Genomic DNA, 25,071 nt, shown 5'->3' with positions numbered 1-25,071 from the left:
GGGCGGGTTCGAGGGGTTCGGTGGTCAGGTCGATGTCGTAGTCGGCGAGCGCGTGGGTCAGTTCGCGTAGGCGTTGCGGGTCGGCGGCGATGTGCACCGGCGCGCCGTGCGGCTCGGGGCCTAACACGCTGCGGACGGTGCCGGCGATTTCGCGGCTGGTGGGTGCGTCGAAGCGGTGGATGTTGGCCGCACCGGTGATCACGGTGGATGCGTCGGTGGCGGTGATGCGCAGCTCGGTCATTGTGCCTCCGGGAGTTGGACGGTGCCGCGCGCTTCCCCGTTGATCCAGGTGGCGCGGCCGGGTTGTTGCGGGCTGGGTCGCACGCCGAAGATGGCGCCTTCGTCGCGGGTGCCGTCCATGAGCAGCACGTCGGGCTGCAGGTCCTTCAGGGCAGTCAAGAACGGCCCGAACAGGGCGCGCGAGACGCCGCCGAATTTGCGGGCGGCCACGACGTGCAGGCCGATGTCGCGCGCGTGCGGCAACAGTTCCGCGATCGGCCGGAGCGGGTCTTCGCCGACGAGTTCGTAGTCGTCGATGATCAGGTACAGCTCGGGCCCGCTCCACCAGGACCGCTCGCGCAGCTGTTCCGGGGTCACCTCGGCGCCGGGCAGCCGCGACTGCAGCGTGACGGCGAGCGATTTGGCGGCCTGCGTGATCGCGCTGGTGGATGCGGCGTACGCAGCGACCATGTCCTCGTCGGCGCGGCCGAGGTGCGCGCGCTTCGGGTCGAGAACCACCATCCGGGCGGCCTCGCGGCCCATGTGCTCCACCGCGGCGATTGTGCTGGCGATGAAGGTGGATTTCCCGCAGCTGCCAGCGCCGACGACGAAGACGTGCCCGGAGGAGTACACAGGTTCGAGGGCAGGCCCGCCGATGCCGAGGGGGATCCTTTGGCCGTCGAGAAGCGAGTGCGTATCGACGCCCTCCGGCAGCACCCGCAACCTCTCCACCGGCGCCTGGTCGGCGGTGGCGGCGAGGTGGGCGATATCCTCGCCGCTGGTGAAGGCGAGCTGGACGGTTTTGCCGTCCGGGGTCAGGCCGCGGCCGGGCGTGGCGGGCAGTTTCTCCTGGTGTTTGCGGTTGATCAACGAATCCATCGGTTCGGTCAGCCGCAGCTCGAGGCGGGTGCCGATGAGGTCGCGCACGTTCGGGCGGATCGCGCTCCAGCGCTGGGTGGTCACCACAAGATGGATGCCGGCGTCTGGGCCTTCGGAGGCGATGCGGGCGAGCGGTTCGCGCAGGTCCTCGTCGAGGGCGTGCCAGCCATCGACAACCAGCATGACCGGCCGCGGGTGGTCAAGGAACCCGGTGACTTCGTCGATGACGCGGCGGGTGCGCTCGGCGTCTTTCATGCTGGCCACGCCGGCGACATGCGGCAGCGCCTCAAGCTCCGGTACGTCGCCGATGACGTAGACGGCCAACCCCTCGCGCATGTGCGTGGCCACGATGCTTCGCACCGCCATCGTTTTGCCCGTCTGCGGCCCGCCCGCGATGGCGACGTGCCCGCCGGCGGTATCCAGGTCCAGGTGGAAGGGGGTCTGGCGCTGCTTGAAGGGTTCGTCGATAAGCCCGAGCGCCCCGTGCGCCTGCGACAGCGGGATGCGCTCCGGCAGCGGCGGCAGCCACACCTGGTGCGCGCGCATCCCGCGGGCGTCGGCGACCTGCGCAGCCTTCGCCACCACCGCGTCCAGCAGCGTGGTGGAGCGGTCCTCCTCGACGTACGCGGTGGGCGCGAGCTCGATCTCGTCGCCGGTGAACAGCCGCACGTGCTGCTCGCCGGGGTGCTCCACCACGGTTCGGGTCAGCGGGCCGGAGACGTACGCGGCGCGGAAACGGGTCAGGTCCATGCCGGCTTTGAGGTAGCCGGAGCCGGGCTCGCCGGGCAGCTCGTAGGCGTCCGGCACGCCGAGGACCTGGCGGGACTCTCCGGCGGAAAACGTCTTGAGGCCAATGCGGTAGGACAGGTGCGAATCCAGCCCACGCAGCTTGCCCTCCTCCAGCCGCTGCGAGGCGAGCAGCAGGTGCACGCCGAGCGAGCGGCCGAGCCTGCCCACCGCCACGAACAGGTCCGCGAAGTGCGGGTGCTGGGTGAGCAGCTCGGTGAACTCGTCGACCACGATGACCAGCGACGGCAACGTGTTGCCCGCCTTGGTGTAGTCCGTGATGTTGGCGAAATTGCCGGCGGCCCGCAGCAGCTCCTGGCGGCGGTGCATCTCGCCGGAGATGGCATCATACATGCGCTCCACCAGCACCGCCTCGTCCTCGAGGTTGGTGATCACCGCGGCGGTGTGCGGCAGCGACTCGCAGCCCAGAAACGTCGCGCCGCCTTTGAAGTCCACCAGCACGAAGTTCAACTCGTCGGGCGAGTGCGTCGCCGCCAGCGCCACCACCAGGGTCCGCAAAAGCTCCGACTTGCCGGACCCGGTCGCCCCGATGCACAGCCCGTGCGGGCCCATCCCGCCGAGCGCCGCCTCTTTCAAGTCCAGGTACACCGGCTGGCCGTCGGGCGTCGCGCCAATTGGCACGGTGAGCTTGTTGCGCACCCCCGGCCACATCGTGTGCGCGTCCAGCGCATCGACGTCCGGCACACCCAGCATGGACAGGAAATCCCCGCCGGCCTCCACCGCGCCGTCGGGGCGGCGGTAGAAGCCTAAGTGCCTTGAGACGAACTCCGCCTCCGCGTCCGTGAACCGATCCGGCACGCCCAGCTGCTCAATCCCCTGGGCCGTGGCGGCCTCGAGCACGTCGGTGCAGATCAGGTGGAACGCGTCCGGGTCGACGAAGAAGTCCGGGTCGTCGTGGATGGTCACCACCAGGTCGGCGTCGGTGGGTGCGGGCGAGGCGTGGCCGTCGATAAGCGCAATGCGAAACGCCCCCTCGGAGCGCGCGTGCGGCAGCCACTTCGCCCAAGCGAACGGCGCGTCGATGCGGACCTGTTCCGGGCCGTAGAAAAACGCCAGCTGGCACACGATGGAGCGCGCCACGTCGGCCGCCGTAGGACCTGCGAGCGTGATCGCGGGAAACGCGTCGAGCTGCACCATGATCGGCATGCCCGGCACCGTGCTCACCGCCGCGACGGTGCGGCGCAGGCTCACCGCGCACACCGGGTCCAAGTCCTCGGGGCTGCCCGGATCGTCCACGTCCACCGGGGTGCATAACGCGCCCGCGCCGGTGCCCAGGCGCACCGTGGGGGCACCTGCGCGCTCCCAGACGCGCTCGACCGGCACCGCGGCCACCAGCTCGCCCGGCGCGGGGTGCAACGTAGTGGCGTGCGTGCGCTGGGTCGCGGCGTTCGCGCGCGCCTTGTTCGCCAGTGCATCGAGGTGGCGCAGGTAGACGCGGCGGGTCTCGTCGATGTCGCCCTGCTTTTCCTGCGGGTTGAACATGCCGGCGAGCCCGAAGAGCATCATCAGCGGGAAGATCAGCATCATGGGGCTCACGGCGCGGCCGGACATGGCCATGAGCACCATCACCGCGCCGATCGCGACGACCATCACCACCGGCAGCAGGATCTTCATCACCGGCGGCGACTGCGGCTTTTGGGCCGTGGGCACGGGCTCGGCGCGCAAGTTGCCGGTCGGCGGCGGCGCGGCGTCGATCGCCGCATCGTTGGTGCCGGTTGTTGGTGCGAGCACTTGGTCGTAGTCGAGGCCAAGCATCGTGGATTTTCCCCCCTTGTGGTTTCTCACAGTTCCCCCGAACTGTGGACGCGCTGTGGATTGTAAGCCATACTGTTTCCCGTCGCGCGGCGAATGGGGGCCGCGCCTGATATTTCGGGGGTTTTTCAAGTTGGTTGCAACGTCTGCGCACCACGTCGTGCGCGTCACTGTCCGCATTTCGGTTGTCGCGTTCCACCGCGACATCGACGTCACGCTGCCGACGTCGTCGACGCTTTCGGAGGTGCTGCCGGAGCTCGCGCGCTTAGTGGAGCTGCCGGAGGTGCACCGCCCGTGGCAAGCCACCACCGCAGGCGGGGCGGTGCTGGATATGCACACGCCGCTGTACGCACTAAAGCTTCACGACGGCGCCACCGTCGCCCTCCATCCCCAAGAGCCCACGCCCCCGCCGGTCGTGCGCGACGCGGCCGACGCCCTGGCCGGGGCGGCCGAGTCGGCGCGGCAGGTGCGCGGGCTGGACGCGGCGGCGACGTTCGCCGGTCTTGCGGCGGTGCTGCTTCTGGCGCGGGTGTTCGCCCCGTGGCCGGTCGCGCTGGGGGCAGTGGCGCTGCTGGCGTTGGCGGTGACGTCGATAGGCAGGTCGCGCGTGGCGTTTGCTGCCGTGCTGCTGCTGGCGGGGCTCGCCGCGGGCGCGTGGGTCGCCGGTGGCGGCGGCGGTGCTGATGCGGCCTCGCTCGGCCTCGGGGCGCTGGCGGGCTTGCTCGCGGCGGCGGTGGCCGTCGGTGTCGGTGTGGCGCTGGGCTTGGCCGGGGCGGCGCAGGTGGCGTTCACCGCCGCGGTCTGCGTGCTCGGCGGCGCCGGGGCGGCCGGCGTGTGGCTGCCCGGCCCGCTCGCCCCACCGGCGCTGACGGTGCTCACCGGGGTGCTCGGGGTGATGGCCACGCCCGGCGCGTCCACGCGCGCGGCGGGGCTGACGGTGCCGCGGGTGCCAACCGCCGGCGAGGAGTTCGACCGCTCCGACGACTACCAGCACGACGTGGACGCCCGCAGCGCCGCCGCGTCCACCATCGCCTCCGCCATCTCGGCGGCGATCGCCGCGTGCTGCGTGCCGGCGCTTTTCTGGCTGGGCCGGGCCGGCGGGGCGTGGGTGTTCGTGTTCTGCCTGTGCGTGGCTGGCGCGCTGGTGGTCTACGCCTCGCGCCAGCACTGGTCCGTGCCGCGGGCGTGCCTGACCGCGGTGGCGCTTTCCGCCGTGGTCGCAGCCGCGGCCGCCGCGGCAAAGACCGGGCACCCGGCGTGCATCGCCGTCGCCGCGCTCGCCGCCCTCGCTGCCGCGGCGACGGTCGCGTGGGCGCCGCGCGTGCCGGATGTGGAGCCGACCACCATCGTGTGGTTCGAGCGCGCCGAGATCGCCGCCACCATCGCCGTGATCCCGCTGGCGGTGCACTTGACCGGGCTGTTCGACATGATCCGGGGGCTCTAACATGCGCAAGTTCGCCGCCTCTGCCCTGCTCGCGCTCAGCCTCACGCCTGCGCCTGCCCAAGCCCAGGATGTGGCGTGCGCGGTGCCGGCGATCGTCGCAAAGCCTGCTGCTTCACCCGCAACCGAGGCGCTGCGGAAGTTCGCCACCGGTGCCGGGGTGCGCGTGGCGGTGATCGACACCGGCGTCGCCCCGCACCCCGAGATCACCCACCTGCGACCGGGCCGCGACTTCGTGGCCGCGGACGCGCTGCACGACTGCGACAACCACGGCACCGCAGTCGCCGGGATCATCGCCGGGCACACCCTCGGCATCGCCCCGGACGCGGAAATCATCTCGATCCGCCAGACCTCGGCGCACTACCGCGACGTCGACGCCGGCAACCTGCAAACGCTCACCGACGCGATCCACAACGCCCTCGACGAAGGCGCGAGCGTGCTCAACATCTCCGTCGTGTCCTGCCTGGAGCCCGGGTTCGCTTCGCGCATCGACACCTCCGGCATCGCCGCCGCCCTCCACCGCGCGGAGGCGCAAGGCGCGGTGGTCGTGGCCGCCGCGGGCAACGCCGGTCCGGACTGCGAGCCCGGCTTCGAGGTCTTCCCCGCCCGCTTCCCCACCGTGCTGGCGGTCGCCGCGCGCGCCGACGACCACGCCATCGCCGACTACTCCCTGCCCGCCGCACTCTCCGCGCCGGGGCATGCGCCGGCCGCGCTCGCCCCGGGCGGGTGGGCGGAAGGCACGTTGGTCAACAACGGCGTGCACCCGTACGCGGGCACGAGCTTCGCCACCCCGGTGGTCAGCGGCACGGTGGCGCTGTTGCAGTCGCGCTACCCCGGCATCGCCCCGGAGCATGTGCGCTCGCTTCTCGACGCCTCCGCCCAACCCGGCGGCGGCGCCATCGACCCGCTGGCAGCGCTGACCCAACTGACGCCGCACGAGCTGGCGGACCGTCCGACCGCGCAGGTGAGACCCGTGGACCCGCGGCCCAACCCTGCCGTGGGCAGGCTCGGCGCGCTCGCCGGCGCGGCGCTCGCGCTGGCCGCGCTGGTGGTCGCGCTGCGCGCCCGGCAGCTCTAGCAACTGGCCTTAGTACGTCGCCGTCATCGCCGCGTCGCGCGAAAGCTCCGCGCCCTCCGGCAAAAGCGCGACGATCTCCCACGGCACGTCCTCCACGTGCGCCGCACCCACGGTCGCCAGCGTCTCGGCGTCGGGGGCGCGGTGGCGCAGCCCGTTGGCGGAAACGACGTGGAACCCGTGGCCCGAGTCCACCCCGACGGAGCCGCCGTCCAACCCCGCGAAGTGCGTGGCCACGGACGTTCCCGAAAGCTCGATGCCCTCCGGCACCTCGTCCACGGTTGCCCCGCCGCGGCCCTGGTCCACGCACGCTAGGTGCGGCTCGACCCACCGCGGCCGCTCCCCCGGCAGGCGCAGTTCCTCCTCCGCGTCCGGGTACGACGCCAGGCTCTCACGACTCGCGACGGCGGCCTTCGCCCCGGCGTCCAACAGCATGGTGCGCTGGGTGCCGGTGATCGGCTGGATGCGCCCGTCCGCGAGCGCCCAGGCTTGGTCGTCCGCGTCGATGATCTGCGGCAGCGGGTCCGGCAGCGTCGCCGGCGGCAGCTCCCGCAACGCGGAGATGACCTGCGTCGGCGGCGTCCACCGCGGCGTGTCCGGGGTAATCCCCAGCGCCCGGCGGATCACGCGGCCCTGCGGGGTGTGCGCCTCCGGCAGCAGGCGCCGCCCCTCAGCAGTAACCACCCACTCGCGGGTGGCGTCGGCGGCGAGGACGGCGGCGTCGATAGGCAACGGCTCCGGAGCCTTGCCCGCAACCACCGTGATCGCGTCCGCGCCGCACACCGACCAGCTGGCCGATGGCGCGTCCTCGGGCGCGAACATACCCGGTGCGGCGACGATGCCCACCGGCACACCGCGCGGTAACTCGGCGAGCTTCTCGTCGCCGATGCGGGCGGGATCAGCCGCCTGCCCCGCAATCAGGCGCGCCGACGCCAAGTTCGTCACCGGGTGCGCCGCCTCCCCCACGCGCACATACAGCGTGCCGTCCGCGGCGCGCACAATCGGCGCATCCCCCGGGTCCGCGTTCGGCCGCATCCACGCGAACAGCCCCATCACACCCGCGATCATCGCCACCGCCGCGGTGCCGAAAATGGTCGCGCGACGCCTCGAGGCCAACGGATCGTGGATCATGCGGATATCCCCGAAGACCAGGCCGTGTTCCATACGACGGCGCATGAACTTGTGCCCCGACACCTGGGCACGCGTGGTTGGCAGAAGCTTCGCCATGACAATTCCCCTCCCCCGAGAAAAACACCTGGCAAAAAGCTTACTGCGTCGCGCCCACCTCCGCGAGCGCAAACAGCTCGTCCGAGCCGTGCTCCTTACCGTCTGCGATCATCTCCTCCAGCTCCGCCTCGCTGAACTGGCTGTTCACCGCGAAGATCGCCGTTTTCCCCTTGCGGTAGACGGGTGTCACACCCTCGGAGACCCAGAAGTCGCGCAGCATCTCGTACGGCGGGTACTGGTAGTTCCAGAACGCGCCGGGGCTGAGCAGGAAGAACTTCACGTTGAGGTTCTCCACGGTCTCGTCGACGAGGTTGTGTTCTCCCTCCCCGATGAAGTCGGCGTTCCAGTACATGATGTCGCCGTTGGTGCCGCGCCCGCCGTTGGGCCACAGGTAGTGGCGGTTCAAGGTGGGCACGCCGTTGTAGGCGTACATCCAGGAGTAGCCGTCGGCGGGGTCGCCCGCGGTCAGGCCCTCCCAGGCGGCGGGTTGGGTGGCCAGCCAGTCGAAGGCTTCGAGGTCCTCGGCGTCGACCATGCGGTCGGCGACGCGGGCGGCGGCGTAGGTTTTTTCGGCGCCGTGGTCGGTGTGCTCGCGGATCATCGGGACCGCGGCGGAGGCGACGATGCAGGCGACGACGATGCCCGCGATTGCGGAGGCTCGCTCGCCTTTCGCGTACCGCTTAGCGACGGGCGCTGCCGTGACCACGCGAATCCCCGCCGCCACGGCAATAGCGGCCGAGGCCGTGACAGCCATGACCACCGGCATGATCAGGCGGTGGCCGGTGCTGTAGTGCAGGTTGCCCACGTAGTCGAGCAGGTGGCCGAGCGTGTTGCCGAAGGGCGCCAAGGCGTTGGCGGTAATGGCCAAAGACACCGCGTAGAAGAGCACCGGCCAGATCTGGCGGCGCCACAGCAGGCACACCACCGCACCCGCGGCGGCGAGCCAGAGCAGCACGGTGGGGTCGTACGCCGGGAAGAACTGCAGCACGTGGCGCGTCTCCATCCGCAGCGCTGTGCCCCACGCCCCGCCGACGCCCAGGGTTTCCTCTGGCCGCCAGGAGGCCACCTCGCCCGCCTGGGCGGAGCCGGCGAGCACCTGCGGGACGAACATGGCCACGCCGGCGACGGCGGGCACGGCGATCCACAGCGTGTCCGTTAGCCGCGTGCGCTCCGGGGAGATCAGGGTGGAGGTCAGCCAGTAGAACCCGACGGCGAGCACGACGATGGTGACCGCGGACGGGTGCACGCACAGCACCGCCACGAACGCGAGTGCGGCGGGCAGGGCGCTGGCGCGTCTGCGTGGCACGGTGACCAGCAGCCACGTCACGGTGCCGGTCAGCGCCACCGCGAAAAGGTAGGGCCACATGCCCACGTAGTCCGGGATCCAGAACAGCTGCGGGGCGGCATAGCCCATGATCGCGGCGAGCGCGGCGGCGATCTGCGCCGTGACACCCGTGGAGCGCAAGAACGCGAACACCAGGCACGCCAGCGTCGCCGGCAGCGCAAGCGCGGGCAGCACGGCGGAGGCGATGTTCAGCGCCGGGATGGGGTCCAGGCCCGCCGTCTCGCCGAACAGGGCGATGCCTGCGTGGTAGGCGGACGGGTAAAACAGCTTCAGCTGGGTTTCCACGTTCTGCAGCTCGCCCATGCGGGTGGCGGAGGCGACGCCCTCGTCCATGATGAAGCGGACCAGGTTGGCGTGCCACTGCACGTCCCACCCCTGGACGATGTTGTAGACGCCGTTGGGCATCCGTTCCAGCCAGTGCAGCCTCTCCGAGGCCGCCATGAACGCGCCCACGCCGACGCCTACGGCGGGCAGCACCCAGTACGGGTCGGCGATGCTCCCCTTGCGCACGTCGCCGGGAAACAGCGCCCGGCGCCAGCTCACGGACCCGCCGCGGCGCGCGCGGCGCACGAACATGTACCGCCACGCGGCCGCTGCAAGAAGTGCTACGACCATGCTCACGCCGAAGGTCCACAGGTTGTAGCGCGCGCTGGTCAGCCCCCAGAACCAGGATGTCACGCCGAACAGGCCGAAGGTCACCGGCAGCGCGGCCACGCCTGCCGCCGGGGCTTTCATACCGGCGACCCAGGAGAACACGAATCCGGGGAGGGTGAAGAACACCACGGCAAACCACGCGGCAGCGACTGTTGTCATGGCACCTCCCGGTTCTGATGTAACCCAAGCATGCTACATCTCGCGCATAGCTCTCGTCGCTTCGGCTCGCGCCGCCAGGTCGCTATCTGCCGGGTAGTCCACCCCCACCAGTGTGAGGCCGCGGGCGGGGGCGAGGGAGACGTCGGGCGCGCGGGCGTCGAGAAGCAAAAGCTCCTCCGGCCACTCGGGCGCGCGGCGGCCTTCGCCGACGGTGAGGCAGGTGGCCACGAGCGCGCGGACCATGTTCCAGCAGAACGCGTCGGCGGTGATGCGCGCCTCGAAAAGCTGCGGTTCGACTTCGCGCCAGGTGAAGGAGTGCACGTCGCGGACGGTGGTGGCGTGCTCCTTCGGGCGGCAAAACGCCGCGAAGTTGTTCAGGCCCACCAGCGCGTCGGCGCAGGCCTGCACCGCGTCGAGGTCCACGGGTTTCGGCCACACGGCGGTGTCCCGCGCGCGGGTGGGTACCGCACCCGCGGGGTGGGTGGTCACCCGGTAGCAGTAGGTGCGGGTCAAGGCGGAAAAGCGCGCGTCGAAGCCCGCGGGGGCTCGGGTGACGCCGAAGACGCGGACGTCCTCAGGGAGCAATTTTGCTAATCGACGCACCAACCGCCCCGGATCCCCCTCAATCGAGCGCTGGTTGAGCGAGTCTTTGGGAATGTCGGCGTGCGCGACCTGGCCGGAGGCGTGCACGCCCGCGTCGGTGCGCCCGGCGACGGTCAGCGCCACGTCGGTGCGCAGCACGAGCGACAGCGCGTCCTCGATGGTCTGCTGGACGGTGCGCAGGTCCCCTTTTTGGCGGGCCCAGCCGTGGAAGTTGGTGCCGTCGTAGGCGATGTCCAGGCGCAGGCGCAGCGTGTCGTCCAGCGTGTCGTCCATGGTGAGGCATTCTATCGCCGGTGGTGCGCGGCAGCGAGCAGGCCGTTCGGGTCGAATTCCCCGATAGCCGGGTCATGGCAACCGGCGCCACGCACAGCGCTGAGGTCTGGTTACACCAGCGGGCAGGCGGGAGCAACGCAGGGCGCCTACAGCGCGGGCAGCACGCGCCAGACGACAAAGCGCCCGTCCACGCTGCAGTGCAGATGGGCGGGCGCTCGTGCGGGGCGTAGCTGTGGGCTACTTCTCCTCTGCGGTCTCCTCGGCCGGAACCTCGGTGGACTCTGCGGCCTCAGCCGGAGCCTCCTCAGCCTTGGCCTCCTCGGCCTGGCGGGAAGCGGCGGCGCGTGCTGCGCGGGTTGCCTCGGAAGACACGGTCTCCTCGAGGACCAGAGAGATCTGGGTCATCGCAGCGTTGTCGCCGGCGCGGTTCTCCAGCTTAATGGAGCGGGTGTAGCCGCCATCGCGGTTGGCGAACTTCGGCGCGAGCTCGTTGAACAGGTAGGTCACAACCTCCTTGTTCGGAAGCTCGGCGAGCACGGCGCGGCGGTCAGCCACGGTGCCCTTCTTCGCCTTGGTGATCAGCTTCTCGGCGTACGGACGCAGCATACGTGCCTTCGCGTCCGTCGTCTTGATTGCGCCGTGCTCGAACAGGGCCAGGGCCAGGTTGGACAGAATGTGCTTCTGGTGGCCGGCCGAGCCTCCGAGACGGGCGCCCTTCTTCGGGGTAGGCATTTTCGTACTCCTCGTGTGCGGTTAATTGAGCGCGTGCTCTGTGGTGTTACTCGGTCTCGTCCGCGCTGGTGTCGACGTAGTCGCCAGTCTCGGCGTCGTAGCCTTCGATCTGGGTCGGGTCGAAATCTTCCGGAGCGTCCTTGAGGGTCAGGCCCAGGCTGGCAAGCTTGATCTTGACCTCGTTGATGGACTTCTGGCCGAAGTTGCGGATATCCAGCAGGTCAGACTCGGTGCACTCTGCGAGCTCACCGACGGTGTGGATGTCCTGGCGCTTCAGGCAGTTGTAGGAGCGCACGGAGAAGTTCAGCTCCTCGATCGGCGTGGAGTACGCGGCGATGTACTCGGTCTCCTGCGCCGACGGGCCGATCTCGATGCCTTCGGCCGCGGTGTTCAGCTCGCGCGCCAGGCCGAAGAGCTCCACCAGGGTGGAACCGGCCGACGCGAGGGCGTCACGTGCGGTCATGGAGTTCTTGGTCTCCACGTCGATGATCAGCTTGTCAAAGTCGGTGCGCTGCTCAACACGGGTCGCCTCAACCTTGTAGGCGACGCGGGTGACCGGCGAGTAGATCTGGTCGACCGGGATGCGGCCGGCCTCACCGCCGGAGTTGGGCATGGCCGGGACGTAGCCGCGGCCGCGCTCGACAACAAGCTCCATCTCGAGGCGAGCCTGCTCATTCAGCGACGCGATGTGCAGATCCGGGTTGTGGATCTCCACACCAGCCGGCGGCTCGATGTCGCCTGCGGTGACGTCGCCGGGGCCCTCAACAGCAAGCTGCATGACAACCGGCTCATCAGAGTCGGAGGACAGGACGATGTCCTTGATGTTGAGGATGATCTCAGAGACGTTCTCCTTGACGCCGGTGATCGTGGTGAACTCGTGGAGCACACCGTCGATCTTGATGGAGGTCACGGCTGCGCCCGGGATGGACGACAGCAGCGTGCGGCGCAAAGAGTTGCCCAGGGTGTAACCGAAACCAGGCTCGAGCGGCTCGATGATGAACTTCGAGCGGTTGGTGTCGATGTACTCCTCGGTCAGTTCAGGACGCTGAGAGATGAGCATGAACTTCTCCTTTGTCGGCTCCCGCTATTTGAAGCCGGTAGGAACGGATATGTGGAAGATTCCGAGCACCGGCCGAACGCGTCGACAGTGCGCGGGGTGAAGCAAACGAAAGTTTACTTCGAGTAGAGCTCGACGATGAGCTGCTCCTGCAGCGGCACGTCGATCTGAGCGCGCTCGGGCAGCTGGTGCACGAGAATGCGCAGGGTGTCCGGAACGACCTGCAGCCACGCCGGAACGACGGCCTCGAGCAGGTTGTCCTGAGCCTCTTCGAACCACAGCATGCTGCGGGACTTGTCGCGGACGTCGATGATGTCGTACTGCGTCACCGCAAACGACGGCACGTTGATGTGCTTGCCGTTGACGGTGAAGTGGCCGTGGGAGACCAGCTGACGTGCCTGACGGCGGGTCTTAGCCAGACCAGCGCGGTAGATCACGTTGTCCAGACGGGACTCCAGCAGGATCAGCAGGTTGTCGCCGGTCTTGCCCTGACGACGGTTCGCCTCTTCGTAGTAGCGGCGGAACTGCTTCTCCATCACGCCGTAGGTGAAGCGAGCCTTCTGCTTCTCCTGCAGCTGGAGCAGGTACTCGGACTCCTTGATGCGGGCGCGGCCTGCCTGCCCCGGGGGGTACGGGCGACGCTCGAAGGACATGTCGCCGCCGACGAGGTCGACGCGGAGGCGACGGGACTTACGGGTAGCAGGGCCGGTGTAACGAGCCATGTTTCTTTACCTCTTTTCCTTTCAGCCTTAAACGCGACGACGCTTCGGCGGACGGCAGCCGTTGAACGGCTGCGGCGTCACGTCGGAGATCGAGGACACCTCCAGGCCGGCAGCCTGGAGCGAACGGATTGCGGTCTCGCGGCCGGAGCCCGGACCCTTGACAAAGACGTCGACCTTCTTCATGCCGTGGTCCATCGCCTTGCGGGCAGCGTTCTCGGCAGCCATCTGCGCGGCGAACGGCGTGGACTTGCGGGAGCCCTTGAAGCCGACGTGGCCGGAGGATGCCCAGGAGATCACGTTGCCCTGCGGGTCCGTGATGGACACGATGGTGTTGTTGAAGGTGGACTTGATGTACGCGTGGCCAGCGGCCACGTTCTTCTTAACGGTGCGGCGTCCGCGACGCGCACCGGAACGAGTCTGAGGAGCCATAGGTTACTTCTTCTTTCCTGCGATGGTCTTCTTCGGGCCCTTGCGGGTGCGCGCGTTGGTCTTGGTGCGCTGGCCGCGGACGGGCAGGCCACGGCGGTGGCGCATGCCCTGGTAGGAGCCGATTTCAATCTTGCGGCGGATATCTGCCTGCACCTCGCGGCGCAGATCGCCCTCTACGGTGTAGGAGGACTCGATCGCGTCGCGCAGAGCGGCGAGCTGATCGTCGGACAGATTGTCCGTACGCAGGTCCGGAGAAATGCCGGTCTTCTCGAGCAGTTCCTTGGCTCGGGTTGCACCGATGCCATAGATGTAGGTGAGTGCGATCTCCATGCGCTTGTTGCGCGGGAGATCCACACCAGCTAGACGTGCCATGAGGTACGTGCCTTTCGGGTTGTTACGGTGGTTTTCTCCCCACCCGTCCACGCCAAACAACGCTTTGTCCGGGCCGTGCCGGAGAGTGGGTTGTGGTTACGCGCGGCTCCAGCCACCGTGGCCAGAGGTGCACGATCCGCCACTGGGACGGATCTGGGTGAGAAGGCTGAAATGCTTACTTGTAGCGGTAAGTGATACGCCCGCGGTCCAGGTCGTAGGGGGAAAGTTCCACCACGACGCGGTCCTCCGGGAGGATGCGGATGTAGTGCTGGCGCATCTTGCCACTGATGTGGGCGAGAACCTCGTGCCCGTTGTCCAGTTCGACCCGGAACATCGCGTTCTTCAGGGGCTCGACAATGCGGCCCTCAACCTCGATTGCGCCTTCTTTCGCCATACACTCCACTTCCTACGCCGCCTGAAAGTGCAGGCAGCAGACGTATTTACCGGTTACATGCGGCGCCTGCGCAAGGTTGCACAAACACCGCTGGACTACATTAGCCATTTACCTGCGAAAACGCAAAAAGCCCCAGCGCTAGCCGGGGCTCATCGCGGGCACGTGCTAGAACACGTAGACCTTGTCGCCGATCTGCAGGTCGTTGAAGTACCGCTGCGCGTCCGCGCGGTAAAGGTGGATGCAGCCCGCAGACGGCACGTACGGATCATCCTGGTGGAACGCGATGCCGTTGTTGGTGAAGTACACGGAGTACGGCATCGGAGCGTTGTTGAACTCGTAGGAGATCTCGTCCTTGACCTTCCGGTTGACGTAGTGCGTGCCCTTCGGGGTGTCCTGACCCGGGCGGCCGGAGCTGATCTGCACCGGGCCGTAGTAGATCTCGCCGTTGTTCTGCAGCCAGGACTTTTGGTTGGTCAGGTCCACGCAGGCCTTCGCGTCCGCCGGGCACGGGGAGGTACGCGGCGCAGGTGCCGGGGCCGGTGCCGGAGCTGGTGCCGGCTCGGGCTTCGGTGCGGGGGCCGGTGCCGGCTTCGGGGTCTTCTCAGCGATCAGGCCCGGGAAGAACGTCTCGAGGATCTCATCGATGCGCTGCTTCGCCTTCGCCGGCAACTGCGGGTCGATGGCGGCCAGCGCGTCAGCCTGCTGGCGCAGGCCGTTGCGGATGTTCCACGCGGCGTCGCGCGCGGACTTATCCAGATTGCTGAAGGAGGTGGTCGCCTGGTTGGACAGCGAGTCCAAGCTGGACATGGCAACCGGGTTCTGCGCGGGCGCGGCCTGGGCGGAAACCGGTGCTGCCAGGGAGGCGACGACACCGAGGCCGGCAGCGAACGTGGTTGCGCGTCGCTTCAGCGGCGACTGCTTTGCGTGGCGGGGACGGTAAGACATGGCGGAAGTATAACCTCCCTGTCATCAAACGCACCACAACGCGCCAGAAAACTACACGCGCGGCGTAAGAATTCTCGGGCCGCCTGCGGTCGCCGCGACGGTGTGCTCCCAGTGGGCGGCGGGTGCGCGGTCTACGGACACCACGGTCCATTCGTCATCCAGCACCTCGGTGTCCACTTCCCCGCCGAGGATCAGCATCGGCTCGATGGCCAGCACGGATCCGTCCTGGATGACGGGACCGCGGTTCGGCTTGCCCTCGTTGGCCAGGTACGGCTCTTCGTGCATGGTGTGGCCGATGCCGTGGCCTCCGTAGCCGTCGACGATGCCCAGCTCAACGCCGAAACGCTCCTCAGCCGCGTAGGTGGACAGCTCGAGCGCGTGGGAGACGTCGGTGAGCTTGTTGCCCGGCACCATCGCCTTGAGGCCTTCCGCCAGCACCCACTCGGTCGCGCGGTTGAGGGCGTCCACCTCCGGAGCCAACTCGCCGATGCCGAACGACCAGGCACTGTCGCCCACCCAGCCTTCGAGGGTGGCGCCGCAGTCGATGGAGACCAGGTCGCCTTCTTCGAGCACAATGCTTTTCGACGGAATCCCGTGCACGACCACCTCATTCACCGACGCGCAGATAGAGCCGGTGAAGCCCTGGTAGCCCAAAAACGTCGGGATAGCGCCGTGGTCGCGGATGACCGTCTCGGCGACCTTGTCCAGGTCGAGCGTGCTCGCTCCGGGTTTCGCTGCCGCGCGGACCTCCTGCAGGGCGGTGGCGACGATGCGCCCGGCGGCCTCCATGGCGTCGAGCTCCTCCGGCGTCTTGGCCGCGATCTTGCGTTTCCTGAAAACCATTGCGTGGTGGTCCTTTGGTTCGTCGATAAGCGAAATGCGAAAGGCCGGTGCGAACACACCGGCCTTCACGCTACGTGGGCTACTTGCCCAGCGCCTCCATGGCGCGCTGGTTGATCTCATCGACATCGCCCACGGCGTCGATGGAAATGATCTGGTCGCCGTAGTGCTGGATCAGCGGGGCGGTCTCGTCGCGGTAGACGCCGAGGCGGGTGCGGATGGTCTCCTCGTTGTCGTCCGCGCGGCCGCGGGCGAGCATGCGCTCGACCACAACGTCCTCGTCGACGACAAAGTTGAGCACGCCGTCGAGCTTCTCGCCCTTCTTGCTCAGCAGCTCGGTGAGGATCTCAGCCTGCTCCACAGTGCGCGGGAAGCCGTCCAGCAGGAAGCCGTCCTTCGCGTCGTCCTGATTCAGGCGGTCTTCCACCATGCGCGCGGTGACGTCGGTGGGCACGAGCTTGCCGGCGTCGATGTAGCTTTTCGCCTCAACACCGAGCGGGGTGCCCTCGCCGATGTTGGCGCGGAACAGATCGCCCGTGGAGATGTGCGGCACGCCGAGCTTCTCGGAGAGAATCGCGGCTTGGGTGCCCTTACCGGCACCGGGAGGGCCAAGGAGAACGAGACGCATTATCGCAGAAGTCCTTCGTAGTTGGATTGCAGGAGCTGGGATTCAATTTGCTTGACCGTGGTCAGGGCCACGGACACCATAATCAGGATCGCGGTGCCGCCGAACGCGCTCATGCCCATACGGCCGGAGCCGGTGATGCCGGCGTCCATAGCCAGGTTCGGCAGAACAGCGATCGCGGCGAGGTAGATGGCGCCGACAAACAGCAAACGGTTCATCACAAACGCCAGGTACTCCGCGGTCGGGCGACCCGGACGGATACCGGGGATGAAACCGCCGTACTTCTTCATGTTCTCCGCCTGGTCCACCGGGTCGTACTGGATGGAGACGTAGAAGTAGGAGAAGAAGATGATCAGCACCACGTAGGTGAGGATGTACTGCCAGGAACCCGGGTTCTGCAGCCACGCCATCACGTGGTTCATCCACCAGTTGTCCGGCGGGGTCTGGTTGCTCATGGTGACGATCTGGGTGATCAGCACCGGCACGTACATCAGCGAGGAAGCGAAGATCACCGGGATCACGCCCGCCTGGTTCACCTTCAGCGGCAGGTAGGTGGAGGACCCACCGTACTGGCGGCGGCCCACCATACGCTTGGCGTACTGCACCGGAATGCGGCGCTGGCCCTGCTCAATGAACACGATGCCGACGACGAGCGCGATCAGCGCCAGGACAACCAGGGTCAGGGTGACCGCGCCGGACTGCTGGAGAATGAACGCGCCCTCGGACGGGATCTGGGTGGCGATGCCCGCGAAGATGAGCAGGGACATGCCGTTGCCGACGCCCTTTTCCGTGATGATCTCGCCGAGCCACATGATGAGCACCGCACCGGAGGTCATGACGATGATCATCATCAGCAGCGTCCAGATGTTGCGGTCCTCGATCAGCACCGGCATACCCTGGCCGAGCAGCTGCTCGCGGTCCGCCAGCGCGACGATGCCGGCGGACTGCAGCAGCGCCAGCGCCACCGTGAGGTAGCGGGTGTACTGCGTCATCTTCGCCTGGCCGGACTGGCCTTCCTTCTTCAGCTCCTCGAACTTCGGGATCACCACGGTGAGCAGCTGCACGATAATCGAGGCCGTAATGTACGGCATGATGCCGATGGCGAAGATGGAAAGCTGAAGCAGCGCGCCACCGGAGAACAATCCGATGATGGAGAACATCGTCGCCTGGTCGCCCTGGGAGATTTCCTCCAGGCGCGAGTTAATCAGCCCGTAATCCACGCCCGGAGTGGGGATCTGGCAGCCGACGCGGTACAGAAACATCAGCGCAAGGGTGATCAGGATCTTCTTGCGTAGATCCGGATCCTTGAACGCCTGAGCAATAGCGGACACAAAGCCTCCTGGCCCCCGCCGCGCCACGGGCGGGAGGTAGTGGACATTCGACTCCTCGCCCAGGTTTCGCGGGCACGCGAAAACCGGCGGGGCCGTCTTTTGACCCCACTACACTAACAGCACCCGATGGAAAGTTGATATTTCAGGTTCGGTTACGGCGCGACTCCCAGTCTCCTCCCAGGCGCTCGGACTGACGCATGGTGGCGGAATCCGTCAGGCGGGACCTATCGGCCCAGGTCGGTACAACCGGCTGCCGTGATGTGTCAGAGGTGGCGGGCGGGGACGGATCCCCCGCCTAAATTGATTCACCGGCCGATGAACAGATCCGCCCGTCGATTTCACCGACCTGCGCAAAATGAACACATTGTCCACCCAACTAGGTACTTGCTCACTCGGACCGACTGCGCGAGTGGACAAATCCCCCACGCTCCCCCGACACTTCGCGGCGGAATCCGTCAGCCGGACCCTATCGGACCAGGTCGGCGCAAACGGCCGCCGCGATGTGTCAGGACGCCCTCCCCACAAAAACGGCGAAACCCCCGCCCTGGACGGGAGTGTCCGGGGCGGGGGTTCGTCGTAAAGCTAAGTGCTCTTACGCACGCTTGGAGAACTCGACGACGTTGGCGGAACCGCCAGCGGCCTTGATCTTCTCCTCAGCGGACTTGGAGAACTTGTTCGCGGTGACGTTGAGCGCGACGTTGATGTCGCCCTCTGCCAGCACCTTCACCGGCTGCTTCGGGCGAACAAGGCCCTTGGCAACGATGTCGGCGATGGCGATGTCGCCACCCTGCGGGAAGGCCTCGGCCAGATCCGCGACGTTGACCACCTGGTACTCGACGCGGTTCGGGTTCTTGAAGCCCTTCAGTTTCGGCAGACGCATGTGCAGCGGCATCTGGCCACCCTCGAAAGCAGCGGAAACCTGCTTGCGAGCCTTGGTGCCCTTGGTACCGCGGCCGGCGGTCTTACCCTTGGAGGCCTCACCGCGACCGACGCGGGTCTTGGCCTTGTTTGCGCCCTCTGCCGGGCGCAGATCATGGAGCTTGATGATGTCAGCCATGTTGTATCTACTCCCCTGCAACTTCTTCAACGGTGACGAGGTGGCGCACCTTGAGGATCTGGCCGCGGGTAGCAGCGTTGTCCTTCTTCACGACGGACTGGCCGATCTTGCGCAGACCGAGAGCCTCGAGGTTCTTACGGGTGGTCGGCTTCTCGCCAACCTTGCCGTGGTGCAGCGTAATCTTCAGTGCCATGGTGCTTAGGCCTCCTGTCCTGCGCGTGCGCGCAGCATACGAGCCGGTGCAACTTCCTCGACGGACTTGCCGCGCTTGGCAGCCACCTCTTCGGGGCGGACAAGCTGCTTCAGGCCTGCGACGGTTGCCTGGACCACGTTCAGGGCGTTGTCCGAGCCAAGGGACTTGGCCAGGATGTCCTGAATACCAGCGCACTCGAGCACCGGACGGACAGCGCCGCCGGCGATGACACCGGTACCCGGAGCAGCCGGGCGGAGCATGACGATGCCCGCAGCCTCTTCTGCCTGGACCGGGTGAGGAATGGTGCCGCCGATCATCGGGACGCGGAAGAAGTTCTTGCGTGCTTCCTCTGCACCCTTCTGGATTGCGGCGGGAACTTCCTTCGCCTTGCCGTAGCCGACGCCGACCATGCCCTCACCGTCGCCGACGACGACGAGTGCGGTGAAGGACATGTTGCGGCCGCCCTTGACGGTCTTGGCAACGCGGTTGATGGTGATGACGCGCTCGATGTACTTGTCGCGCTCGTCGTTCTGGTTGTTGCGACGGTCGTCGCGGCGGCCGCGGCCACCACGGTTGCCACGATCGTTGCGGTCGTTGCGGTCGTTGTTGTTCTGGTTGTCGGCGGAGCGCCCGCCGTCACGCCGTTCACGTTCGGCCATTACGCGATCCTTCCGTTGATGGTGATGTTTGCGGTGATCATTAGAACTTCAGACCACCTTCACGAGCTGCTTCGGCCAGGGCCGCGACACGGCCGTGGTACTTGTAGCCGCCGCGGTCGAAGACGATTGCTTCGATGCCTGCAGCCTTGGCGCGCTCAGCGACGAGCTGGCCAACCTTGGCAGCCTTGTCCTTCTTGTCGCCCTCCAGGTTGCGCACGTCCGGCTCGATGGACGACGCGGAGACCAGGGTGTGGCCTGCGAGGTCGTCGATGACCTGGACGTGGATGTGACGCGAGGAGCGGTGCACAACGAGACGCGGGGTCTCCGGGGTGCCGCGCAGCGTCTTGCGGATGCGGTTGTGGCGACGTGCGCGTGCCTCGCGGCGGCGGGACGAGATGTCCTTGCCAACCGGGGTGCGCTTGGTGTTCTCTGCAGTATTGCTCATGATTACTTACCCGTCTTTCCGACCTTGCGGCGGACCTGCTCGCCGGCGTAACGGATGCCCTTACCCTTGTACGGGTCATCCTTACGCAGACGGCGGATGTTTGCCGCAATCTGGCCAACCTGCTGCTTATCGGAACCTTCGATGGCCAACTTGGTGTTGCCGTCGACGGAGAACGTGATGCCTTCCGGCGCCTCGATCAGGATCGGGTGCGAGTAGCCGAGGGAGAACTCGAGGTCCTTGCCCTTCTGCTGCACGCGGTAGCCGACGCCGAAGATCTCCATGTTGATCTTGTAGCCCTCGGTCACGCCCACGACCATGTTGTTGATCAGGGAGCGGGTCAGGCCATGCAGCGAACGGTTGTCACGGTGGTCGTCCGGACGAGCCACCAGGATCTGGTTGTCCTCGACGGAAGCGGTGATCGGTGCCGGCATATCCAGATCCTTGGTGCCCTTCGGGCCCTTGACCTCGACGTGCTGGCCGTCGATCTTCACCTCGACGTTGTTCGGGATTGCGATGGGTGCATTACCTACACGAGACATAAGTCTTTCAACCTCCCTTTACCAGACGTAAGCGAGGACTTCCCCGCCTACACCCTTCTCTTGAGCCTGGCGGTCGGTGAGCAGACCGTGGGACGTGGAGATGATTGCCACGCCCAGGCCACCGAGCACCTGAGGCAGGTCGTTGGACTTCGCGTACACGCGCAGGCCCGGCTTGGACACGCGGCGCAGACCAGCGATGGAAGACTCGCGGGTCGGGCCGTACTTGAGGTTGAGCGTCAGCGACTTGCCGACCTTCTCGTCCTCAACTTTGTAATCTTCGATGTAGCCTTCCTGCTTCAAGATCTCGGCGATGTTCACCTTGATCTTGGACGAAGGCATAGACACGGCGCCGTGCTGCGCATTTGCTGCGTTGCGCACGCGCGACAGCATGTCCGCGATCGGATCAGTCATGGTCATTGTGGTGACCGTTACCTTTCTCGTTGCGGTTCCCATCCACCGGGTGACCTGTAACGCTGAGGCGTTTCGGGTCGCGTTTTCCGCATGGTCTGTCGGGGGCTACTCACGCTGCCCGCACTCAATAGCGCGGGCCGCTCGCCGCCTCCCTTGCACGCGGTCCGCATCATGGCGGGGGGCCTGCAACAAAGTTGGATGTTCAAATGTACTTCGGCTTGCGCACGCCGAAGCGTCGGCGCGCAAGTCCGAGGGGGTAACTTACCGCTTTCCTGCACCAATGAGCAAATCGCTTATCGACGTGCACGTTCAGCGCCCCACCAACCCGCCAGAGATTCAAGACCCCATAGACTGCCCTGCATGGATACCGCCCTTGCACAGCTCGTCGGATCGCTGGCCGCCACGCGCGAGGCCCGCGAGGATCTTTACGTCTGGTTCCACCAGCATCCCGAGCTGTCGCTGCAGGAGCTGCAGACGGCCTCGAAGATCCGCTCCCGGCTGGACGCGCTGCAGCTGCCGCACACGCAGGTGGGCGAAACGGGGACGGTGTGCGTGCTGGACAACGGGCCCGGCCCGGTGGTTGCCATCCGCGCGGACATCGACGGGCTGCCGGTGCAGGAGCGCTCCGGCAAGCCGTACGCCTCCACCGCCACGCAGGTGGATGCTGTCAGCGGCCGCGAGGAGCACGTCACCCACGCCTGCGGGCACGACTACCACATCATGGGCGTGCTCGGAGCGCTGGAGGCTTTCGCCGCCAACCGCGACTGCTGGCGCGGCACCCTGGTCGCCGTGTTCCAGCCGGCAGAGGAGGCGTACGCCGGATCGCGGGTGATGCTGGCTAACGGCATCCGCGAGGCGATGCCGAAACCCGACGTGTATTTGGGTCAGCACGTGCTGCCGATGCTGCCCGCAGGTGTTGTGGGCACCCACCCGGGGCCGTTCATGTCCCAGGCGTTTTCCGCCCAGATCACCGTGTGGGGCAAGGGCACCCACGGCTCCATGCCGGAAAAGGGCGTTGACCCGGTCCTGCTCGCCTCCAACATCGTCACCCGCCTACACACGGTGGTCTCCCGCGAAGTGCAAGCGAAAGACACCGCGGTGCTCACCGTCGGCGCGATCCACTCCGGTGTGAAGGCGAACGTGATCCCGGAAACCGCCGAGCTTCTGGTGAATACCCGCGCCTACACCCGGGAGGTCAGCGACACGCTGCGCAGCGCAATCACCCGCATTGTTGAGGGCGAGTGCGCCGCCGCCGGCAGCCCGCGGGAGCCGGAAATCACGTTCTACGACGAGTACCCGCTCACGGACAACGATCCGGCGATTACCTCCCGGGTGCGCGGCGCGTTCGACGCCCACTTCGGCAGCGACGCCACGGACTTGGGCCAGATCCCCGCCTCCGAGGATTTCTCCATCATCCCGGACGTGCTCGGCGTGCCCTACACCTACTGGGGCTTGGGCGGCTTCAAGGACTGGGAAAACGCCCCCGGCAACCACTCCCCGACCTTCGCGCCCGACCTGCAGCCCACGCTCGACCGCGCGGCCGAGGCCATGATCGTGGCTGCTGCCGCGTGGCTGGTGGACTGAGAACAACAAAAGTTTCTCTCAGCCGTTGGTATCCATGCGCTGCCGAACGAGCTGGCAGCACAACGCAAGCGCTGCCACGGCCGCTGCTGAGCCACTAAGTACGGCCGGTGTCGCATGTGCAGCGACCAATAGCGACCCGGCGGCCGCGCCCAGCGCCGACCCCAGGTAGTTGGCCGAAGCGTTTGCAGCAACAGCTGTCGCGCCATCAGCAGGATTCGCTTGAAGTAGCACTTGCTGCTGGGGCGCGAGGGAAGCCCATCCGCACAATCCCCAGACAAACAGACTGACTACCACTATCACTGGAACCTGGCCTTGGGTCATGCCGAGCAACGCACAGGTGAGGCCCCCAAGGATCACAGCACTGAGCCGCAGCGGGTCATGCCTGTCCGCGAGCAACCCAATCCCCAGTGCTCCGACAGCACCGCCCAGCCCCCACACCCAAATCGCTATGTTTTGATGCGCCGCAAGGGCTCCCCCAGACAGCACGACTGTGAGGTAGGTGTAAAGCCCCAGAGAAGCGACGCCGGTCAACAGCGTCACAATGACCGTGAGGAGATTCTTAGGCCGTGTAATAGACCGCAGCCGGTCGGCGGGACTAGACGCTGGAATCGCTGGCAGGTCCCCTCCTCGAAGTGCAATACCCGCGAGTGCTGTACCTCCGACGACCACGATAAGCAGTATCGCGGCACGCCAATCCCAATACTGTGCCAGCATCAGACCGATCGGCACGCCGAATACAGTGCCGACCGCTAAGCCAGCAAGGACTAACGCCAATGCGCGCCCTCGGCGTTCCGGCCCCACGATTTCAGCGGCGACCGCCGAAGACAGCGGCGAATACACACCGGCTGCCGCGCCGGCCACCACGCGAGAAGCCAGGAAGACCCAGATTGTCGGCGACAGCGCCGTGGCCGAGTTCGCCAAAGTGAACACAAGCAAGGCGATGATCAGGCTGCGCCGCGATTGCCGCCCTGCCTTTCCCGCCAGTAACGGCCCCACGACGGCATACGAACCTGTAAACGCCGCAACCCCCAGCCCAACCGTGGCTTCTGGCGTTCCAAGTGCGGCTGCGATGGCCGGCAGAAGTCCCGCCACCACGTATGCGTCTAGGCCGAGTGCCACGCTCCCCAGCACGAAAGGCCATAGCCGACGCATCATCCCTGTTCCCCCTCGGTGTTCGCGTTGGCGATCACTGCCGCAAGCACACCGGGAAATAGACGATCTAGATCGTCCCGCCGCAATCGGATCAAGCATGCGCGTCCCTCCCCCCGGGTCCACGTCACCCCCGCCTCTCGCAGCATGCGCGTGTGGTACGTGAGCGTCGACCGGGGCAAATCGTCTGCAAGCTCGAGACTGTCATGGTCCAACCCGTCGGCGAGCCGACGGATCATCTCGAGTCGGGTGGGGTCACTCAAAGCACCAAGCACCCTGGTCAGGGTGATTTCGTCGGTTGTTGGATGGTCGTATTCGCGTGGTGTCATCGAACCTCCCGTGATCGTGCAACTTTTCTTGCACCAACACCGTACAAGAAAAGCTGCACGATCACGAAGATCCCCGAAACCGCTAGAACGGCAGCGCCGGCCGTGAGCGCACCCGCGTCTGCCCGATGTCGGAGCGCTGCCCCGCCTCGTGCCCCTGGTCAAACGCATCCGCGTCGAAGGAACGCTTGGACGAGAAGCTGCCTAAAAAGAAGCCCATTTCTGCGGCGAAGTTGTCGCGGGCTTCGGTGGCCTTCTGGAAGTCGTCAACAAGCACGAGCCCATACTCCCCGTCTGATTCCTCCACGGTCTTTTCGGCTTCGGCGAGGCGCGCGCCGATGCTCGCAGCGAAGCCGGACATGAAGCTGCGGCGGCGCACCACCGCCGATTCTCCCCAGTGGGTGGCGCGCACCTTCTGCGCGTCCGCGAGCATGACGGGCAGAAGCAGCGCGTAGAGCATGTCCACCCGTTCCAGGTGGCGCGCGCAGCCGAAGATGACGGCGTCTTTCATGCGCGTGGAGTTGTACACGCGCTGCGAAAATCCGGTGCAGTGCAGGGCGAATGCGATGGTCAGCAGCAGGTTCGCCTGCATCTCCGTGTAGGAACCGGCGAACTCGTAGGTGCGCTGGCCCACCTCGTCGCCGTCCTCGGTGTCCAGGTCGCGTTGTTCGTAGCCGTACTCCGCCATGAGCTCGAACGCCCTGGCGTAGAACGCGTCGCCCTCCGGCGTGCCCTCACGGTCGCGGGCCTGGTTGAGCAGTTTCTGCAGTCGTTGTTTGATCTTGTCTTCGGTACGCATCGGACGCACCCACCCCTTTCTGAGTTCG

26 protein-coding genes are annotated in these 25,071 nt (G+C 66.8%); 3 read left to right on the top strand and 23 right to left on the bottom strand.

Annotated features, from left to right (window positions below):
- Nucleotides 1–241, bottom strand: a 241-nt coding sequence (locus MHY23_RS04425) for a hypothetical protein (RefSeq protein WP_239306564.1), incomplete at its 3' end; no start/stop codon positions are given.
- Nucleotides 238–3,660 (bottom strand): type VII secretion protein EccCb, encoded by a 3,423-nt coding sequence (gene eccCb / locus MHY23_RS04420; RefSeq protein ID WP_239306563.1) that lies wholly within the window; start codon nt 3,658–3,660, stop codon nt 238–240. The genes eccCb and MHY23_RS04425, both read right to left, overlap by 4 nt.
- Nucleotides 3,661–3,790: 130 nt before the next feature.
- Between eccCb and eccD the strand changes: the two genes are divergently transcribed.
- Entirely contained in the window at nt 3,791–5,101 is a 1,311-nt protein-coding gene (gene eccD / locus MHY23_RS04415; RefSeq protein ID WP_239306562.1) for a type VII secretion integral membrane protein EccD, read from the top strand.
- A 1-nt stretch (nt 5,102) separates the two neighbouring features.
- Entirely contained in the window at nt 5,103–6,176 is a 1,074-nt protein-coding gene (locus MHY23_RS04410; RefSeq protein WP_239306561.1) for a S8 family serine peptidase, read from the top strand.
- A gap of 9 nt (nt 6,177–6,185) precedes the next feature.
- Here the strand turns inward: MHY23_RS04410 and eccB are convergent, their stop codons facing one another.
- The 19 genes from eccB to rpsH all read right to left on the bottom strand — a co-directional run bounded on the left by eccB (nt 6,186) and on the right by rpsH (nt 21,191).
- Nucleotides 6,186–7,400 (bottom strand): type VII secretion protein EccB, encoded by a 1,215-nt coding sequence (eccB, locus tag MHY23_RS04405; protein ID WP_239306560.1) that lies wholly within the window; start codon nt 7,398–7,400, stop codon nt 6,186–6,188.
- A 40-nt stretch (nt 7,401–7,440) separates the two neighbouring features.
- Nucleotides 7,441–9,558, bottom strand: a complete 2,118-nt coding sequence (locus MHY23_RS04400; protein ID WP_239306559.1) for a DUF6541 family protein — start codon at nt 9,556–9,558, stop codon at nt 7,441–7,443.
- A 33-nt stretch (nt 9,559–9,591) separates the two neighbouring features.
- Complete coding sequence (gene truA, locus MHY23_RS04395) at nt 9,592–10,434, bottom strand: tRNA pseudouridine(38-40) synthase TruA (RefSeq protein WP_239306558.1); 843 nt, start codon at nt 10,432–10,434, stop codon at nt 9,592–9,594.
- A 237-nt stretch (nt 10,435–10,671) separates the two neighbouring features.
- Nucleotides 10,672–11,166 (bottom strand): 50S ribosomal protein L17, encoded by a 495-nt coding sequence (rplQ, locus tag MHY23_RS04390; protein ID WP_239306557.1) that lies wholly within the window; start codon nt 11,164–11,166, stop codon nt 10,672–10,674.
- Between the two features lie 46 nt (nt 11,167–11,212).
- Nucleotides 11,213–12,226, bottom strand: coding sequence for a DNA-directed RNA polymerase subunit alpha (locus MHY23_RS04385; RefSeq protein ID WP_181889827.1), 1,014 nt, complete (start codon nt 12,224–12,226; stop codon nt 11,213–11,215).
- 113 nt (nt 12,227–12,339) lie between these two features.
- Nucleotides 12,340–12,945, bottom strand: a complete 606-nt coding sequence (rpsD, locus tag MHY23_RS04380) for a 30S ribosomal protein S4 (RefSeq protein ID WP_181889826.1) — start codon at nt 12,943–12,945, stop codon at nt 12,340–12,342.
- A gap of 27 nt (nt 12,946–12,972) precedes the next feature.
- The gene (rpsK, locus tag MHY23_RS04375; RefSeq protein WP_038609718.1) at nt 12,973–13,374 is read right to left on the bottom strand and encodes a 30S ribosomal protein S11; all 402 of its coding nucleotides are present in this window, start codon (nt 13,372–13,374) and stop codon (nt 12,973–12,975) included.
- A 3-nt stretch (nt 13,375–13,377) separates the two neighbouring features.
- Nucleotides 13,378–13,746: a 30S ribosomal protein S13 gene (gene rpsM / locus MHY23_RS04370; RefSeq protein ID WP_034997293.1), complete on the bottom strand. Its 369-nt coding sequence runs from the start codon at nt 13,744–13,746 to the stop codon at nt 13,378–13,380.
- Nucleotides 13,747–13,921: 175 nt separating this feature from the next.
- Nucleotides 13,922–14,140, bottom strand: coding sequence for a translation initiation factor IF-1 (gene infA / locus MHY23_RS04365; RefSeq protein WP_019193979.1), 219 nt, complete (start codon nt 14,138–14,140; stop codon nt 13,922–13,924).
- Between the two features lie 165 nt (nt 14,141–14,305).
- Nucleotides 14,306–15,085, bottom strand: a complete 780-nt coding sequence (locus MHY23_RS04360) for a L,D-transpeptidase (protein WP_239306556.1) — start codon at nt 15,083–15,085, stop codon at nt 14,306–14,308.
- A gap of 51 nt (nt 15,086–15,136) precedes the next feature.
- Complete coding sequence (gene map, locus MHY23_RS04355; RefSeq protein ID WP_239306555.1) at nt 15,137–15,928, bottom strand: type I methionyl aminopeptidase; 792 nt, start codon at nt 15,926–15,928, stop codon at nt 15,137–15,139.
- Between the two features lie 79 nt (nt 15,929–16,007).
- Complete coding sequence (locus MHY23_RS04350) at nt 16,008–16,553, bottom strand: adenylate kinase (protein ID WP_181889823.1); 546 nt, start codon at nt 16,551–16,553, stop codon at nt 16,008–16,010.
- Complete coding sequence (gene secY / locus MHY23_RS04345) at nt 16,553–17,881, bottom strand: preprotein translocase subunit SecY (RefSeq protein ID WP_239306554.1); 1,329 nt, start codon at nt 17,879–17,881, stop codon at nt 16,553–16,555. The genes MHY23_RS04350 and secY overlap by 1 nt, the downstream gene beginning before the upstream one ends.
- A gap of 592 nt (nt 17,882–18,473) precedes the next feature.
- The gene (gene rplO / locus MHY23_RS04340) at nt 18,474–18,938 is read right to left on the bottom strand and encodes a 50S ribosomal protein L15 (RefSeq protein ID WP_070474973.1); all 465 of its coding nucleotides are present in this window, start codon (nt 18,936–18,938) and stop codon (nt 18,474–18,476) included.
- A 7-nt stretch (nt 18,939–18,945) separates the two neighbouring features.
- Nucleotides 18,946–19,131, bottom strand: a complete 186-nt coding sequence (gene rpmD / locus MHY23_RS04335) for a 50S ribosomal protein L30 (RefSeq protein WP_181889821.1) — start codon at nt 19,129–19,131, stop codon at nt 18,946–18,948.
- Nucleotides 19,132–19,136: 5 nt separating this feature from the next.
- Nucleotides 19,137–19,790, bottom strand: a complete 654-nt coding sequence (gene rpsE, locus MHY23_RS04330; RefSeq protein ID WP_181889820.1) for a 30S ribosomal protein S5 — start codon at nt 19,788–19,790, stop codon at nt 19,137–19,139.
- 40 nt (nt 19,791–19,830) lie between these two features.
- Nucleotides 19,831–20,235, bottom strand: a complete 405-nt coding sequence (rplR, locus tag MHY23_RS04325; protein WP_038609691.1) for a 50S ribosomal protein L18 — start codon at nt 20,233–20,235, stop codon at nt 19,831–19,833.
- A gap of 2 nt (nt 20,236–20,237) precedes the next feature.
- Nucleotides 20,238–20,774 (bottom strand): 50S ribosomal protein L6, encoded by a 537-nt coding sequence (gene rplF, locus MHY23_RS04320; RefSeq protein ID WP_070474977.1) that lies wholly within the window; start codon nt 20,772–20,774, stop codon nt 20,238–20,240.
- Nucleotides 20,775–20,792: 18 nt separating this feature from the next.
- Nucleotides 20,793–21,191: a 30S ribosomal protein S8 gene (rpsH, locus tag MHY23_RS04315; RefSeq protein ID WP_239306553.1), complete on the bottom strand. Its 399-nt coding sequence runs from the start codon at nt 21,189–21,191 to the stop codon at nt 20,793–20,795.
- Nucleotides 21,192–21,545: 354 nt separating this feature from the next.
- Between rpsH and MHY23_RS04310 the strand changes: the two genes are divergently transcribed.
- A complete protein-coding gene (locus MHY23_RS04310) occupies nt 21,546–22,769 on the top strand; it encodes an amidohydrolase (RefSeq protein WP_239306552.1) in 1,224 nt (407 codons plus the stop codon).
- Nucleotides 22,770–22,787: 18 nt separating this feature from the next.
- On the opposite strand, the gene MHY23_RS04305 is transcribed toward MHY23_RS04310, so the two are convergent.
- Together MHY23_RS04305 and MHY23_RS04295 are read right to left on the bottom strand one after the other, a co-directional pair.
- Nucleotides 22,788–23,888 (bottom strand): MFS transporter, encoded by a 1,101-nt coding sequence (locus MHY23_RS04305; protein ID WP_239306551.1) that lies wholly within the window; start codon nt 23,886–23,888, stop codon nt 22,788–22,790.
- A gap of 441 nt (nt 23,889–24,329) precedes the next feature.
- Nucleotides 24,330–25,043, bottom strand: coding sequence for a DUF2786 domain-containing protein (locus tag MHY23_RS04295; RefSeq protein ID WP_181889814.1), 714 nt, complete (start codon nt 25,041–25,043; stop codon nt 24,330–24,332).
- Between the last annotated feature and the right edge of the window lie 28 nt (nt 25,044–25,071).

Origin of the sequence: Corynebacterium sp. ACRQP (assembly GCF_022345915.1) — a bacterium.
GTDB classification, from domain to species: Bacteria; Actinomycetota; Actinomycetes; order Mycobacteriales; family Mycobacteriaceae; genus Corynebacterium; species Corynebacterium lehmanniae.
Note: the sequence above shows the minus strand (reverse complement) of the source record. Positions and strands in the feature narration are given on the sequence as shown.

What these genes read in the sequence shown, in the direction of transcription:
- eccCb (WP_239306563.1), bottom strand. Translation starts at nt 3,660, where the DNA reads ATGCTTGGCCTCGACTACGACCAAGTGCTCGCACCAACAACCGGCACC.
- MHY23_RS04410 (WP_239306561.1), top strand. Translation starts at nt 5,103, where the DNA reads ATGCGCAAGTTCGCCGCCTCTGCCCTGCTCGCGCTCAGCCTCACGCCT.
- eccB (WP_239306560.1), bottom strand. Translation starts at nt 7,400, where the DNA reads ATGGCGAAGCTTCTGCCAACCACGCGTGCCCAGGTGTCGGGGCACAAG.
- MHY23_RS04400 (WP_239306559.1), bottom strand. Translation starts at nt 9,558, where the DNA reads ATGACAACAGTCGCTGCCGCGTGGTTTGCCGTGGTGTTCTTCACCCTC.
- truA (WP_239306558.1), bottom strand. Translation starts at nt 10,434, where the DNA reads ATGGACGACACGCTGGACGACACGCTGCGCCTGCGCCTGGACATCGCC.
- rplQ (WP_239306557.1), bottom strand. Translation starts at nt 11,166, where the DNA reads ATGCCTACCCCGAAGAAGGGCGCCCGTCTCGGAGGCTCGGCCGGCCAC.
- MHY23_RS04385 (WP_181889827.1), bottom strand. Translation starts at nt 12,226, where the DNA reads ATGCTCATCTCTCAGCGTCCTGAACTGACCGAGGAGTACATCGACACC.
- rpsD (WP_181889826.1), bottom strand. Translation starts at nt 12,945, where the DNA reads ATGGCTCGTTACACCGGCCCTGCTACCCGTAAGTCCCGTCGCCTCCGC.
- rpsK (WP_038609718.1), bottom strand. Translation starts at nt 13,374, where the DNA reads ATGGCTCCTCAGACTCGTTCCGGTGCGCGTCGCGGACGCCGCACCGTT.
- rpsM (WP_034997293.1), bottom strand. Translation starts at nt 13,746, where the DNA reads ATGGCACGTCTAGCTGGTGTGGATCTCCCGCGCAACAAGCGCATGGAG.
- infA (WP_019193979.1), bottom strand. Translation starts at nt 14,140, where the DNA reads ATGGCGAAAGAAGGCGCAATCGAGGTTGAGGGCCGCATTGTCGAGCCC.
- MHY23_RS04360 (WP_239306556.1), bottom strand. Translation starts at nt 15,085, where the DNA reads ATGTCTTACCGTCCCCGCCACGCAAAGCAGTCGCCGCTGAAGCGACGC.
- map (WP_239306555.1), bottom strand. Translation starts at nt 15,928, where the DNA reads ATGGTTTTCAGGAAACGCAAGATCGCGGCCAAGACGCCGGAGGAGCTC.
- MHY23_RS04350 (WP_181889823.1), bottom strand. Translation starts at nt 16,553, where the DNA reads ATGCGTCTCGTTCTCCTTGGCCCTCCCGGTGCCGGTAAGGGCACCCAA.
- rplO (WP_070474973.1), bottom strand. Translation starts at nt 18,938, where the DNA reads ATGGCTGACATCATCAAGCTCCATGATCTGCGCCCGGCAGAGGGCGCA.
- rpmD (WP_181889821.1), bottom strand. Translation starts at nt 19,131, where the DNA reads ATGGCACTGAAGATTACGCTGCACCACGGCAAGGTTGGCGAGAAGCCG.
- rpsE (WP_181889820.1), bottom strand. Translation starts at nt 19,790, where the DNA reads ATGGCCGAACGTGAACGGCGTGACGGCGGGCGCTCCGCCGACAACCAG.
- rplR (WP_038609691.1), bottom strand. Translation starts at nt 20,235, where the DNA reads ATGAGCAATACTGCAGAGAACACCAAGCGCACCCCGGTTGGCAAGGAC.
- rplF (WP_070474977.1), bottom strand. Translation starts at nt 20,774, where the DNA reads ATGTCTCGTGTAGGTAATGCACCCATCGCAATCCCGAACAACGTCGAG.
- rpsH (WP_239306553.1), bottom strand. Translation starts at nt 21,191, where the DNA reads ATGACCATGACTGATCCGATCGCGGACATGCTGTCGCGCGTGCGCAAC.
- MHY23_RS04310 (WP_239306552.1), top strand. Translation starts at nt 21,546, where the DNA reads ATGGATACCGCCCTTGCACAGCTCGTCGGATCGCTGGCCGCCACGCGC.
- MHY23_RS04295 (WP_181889814.1), bottom strand. Translation starts at nt 25,043, where the DNA reads ATGCGTACCGAAGACAAGATCAAACAACGACTGCAGAAACTGCTCAAC.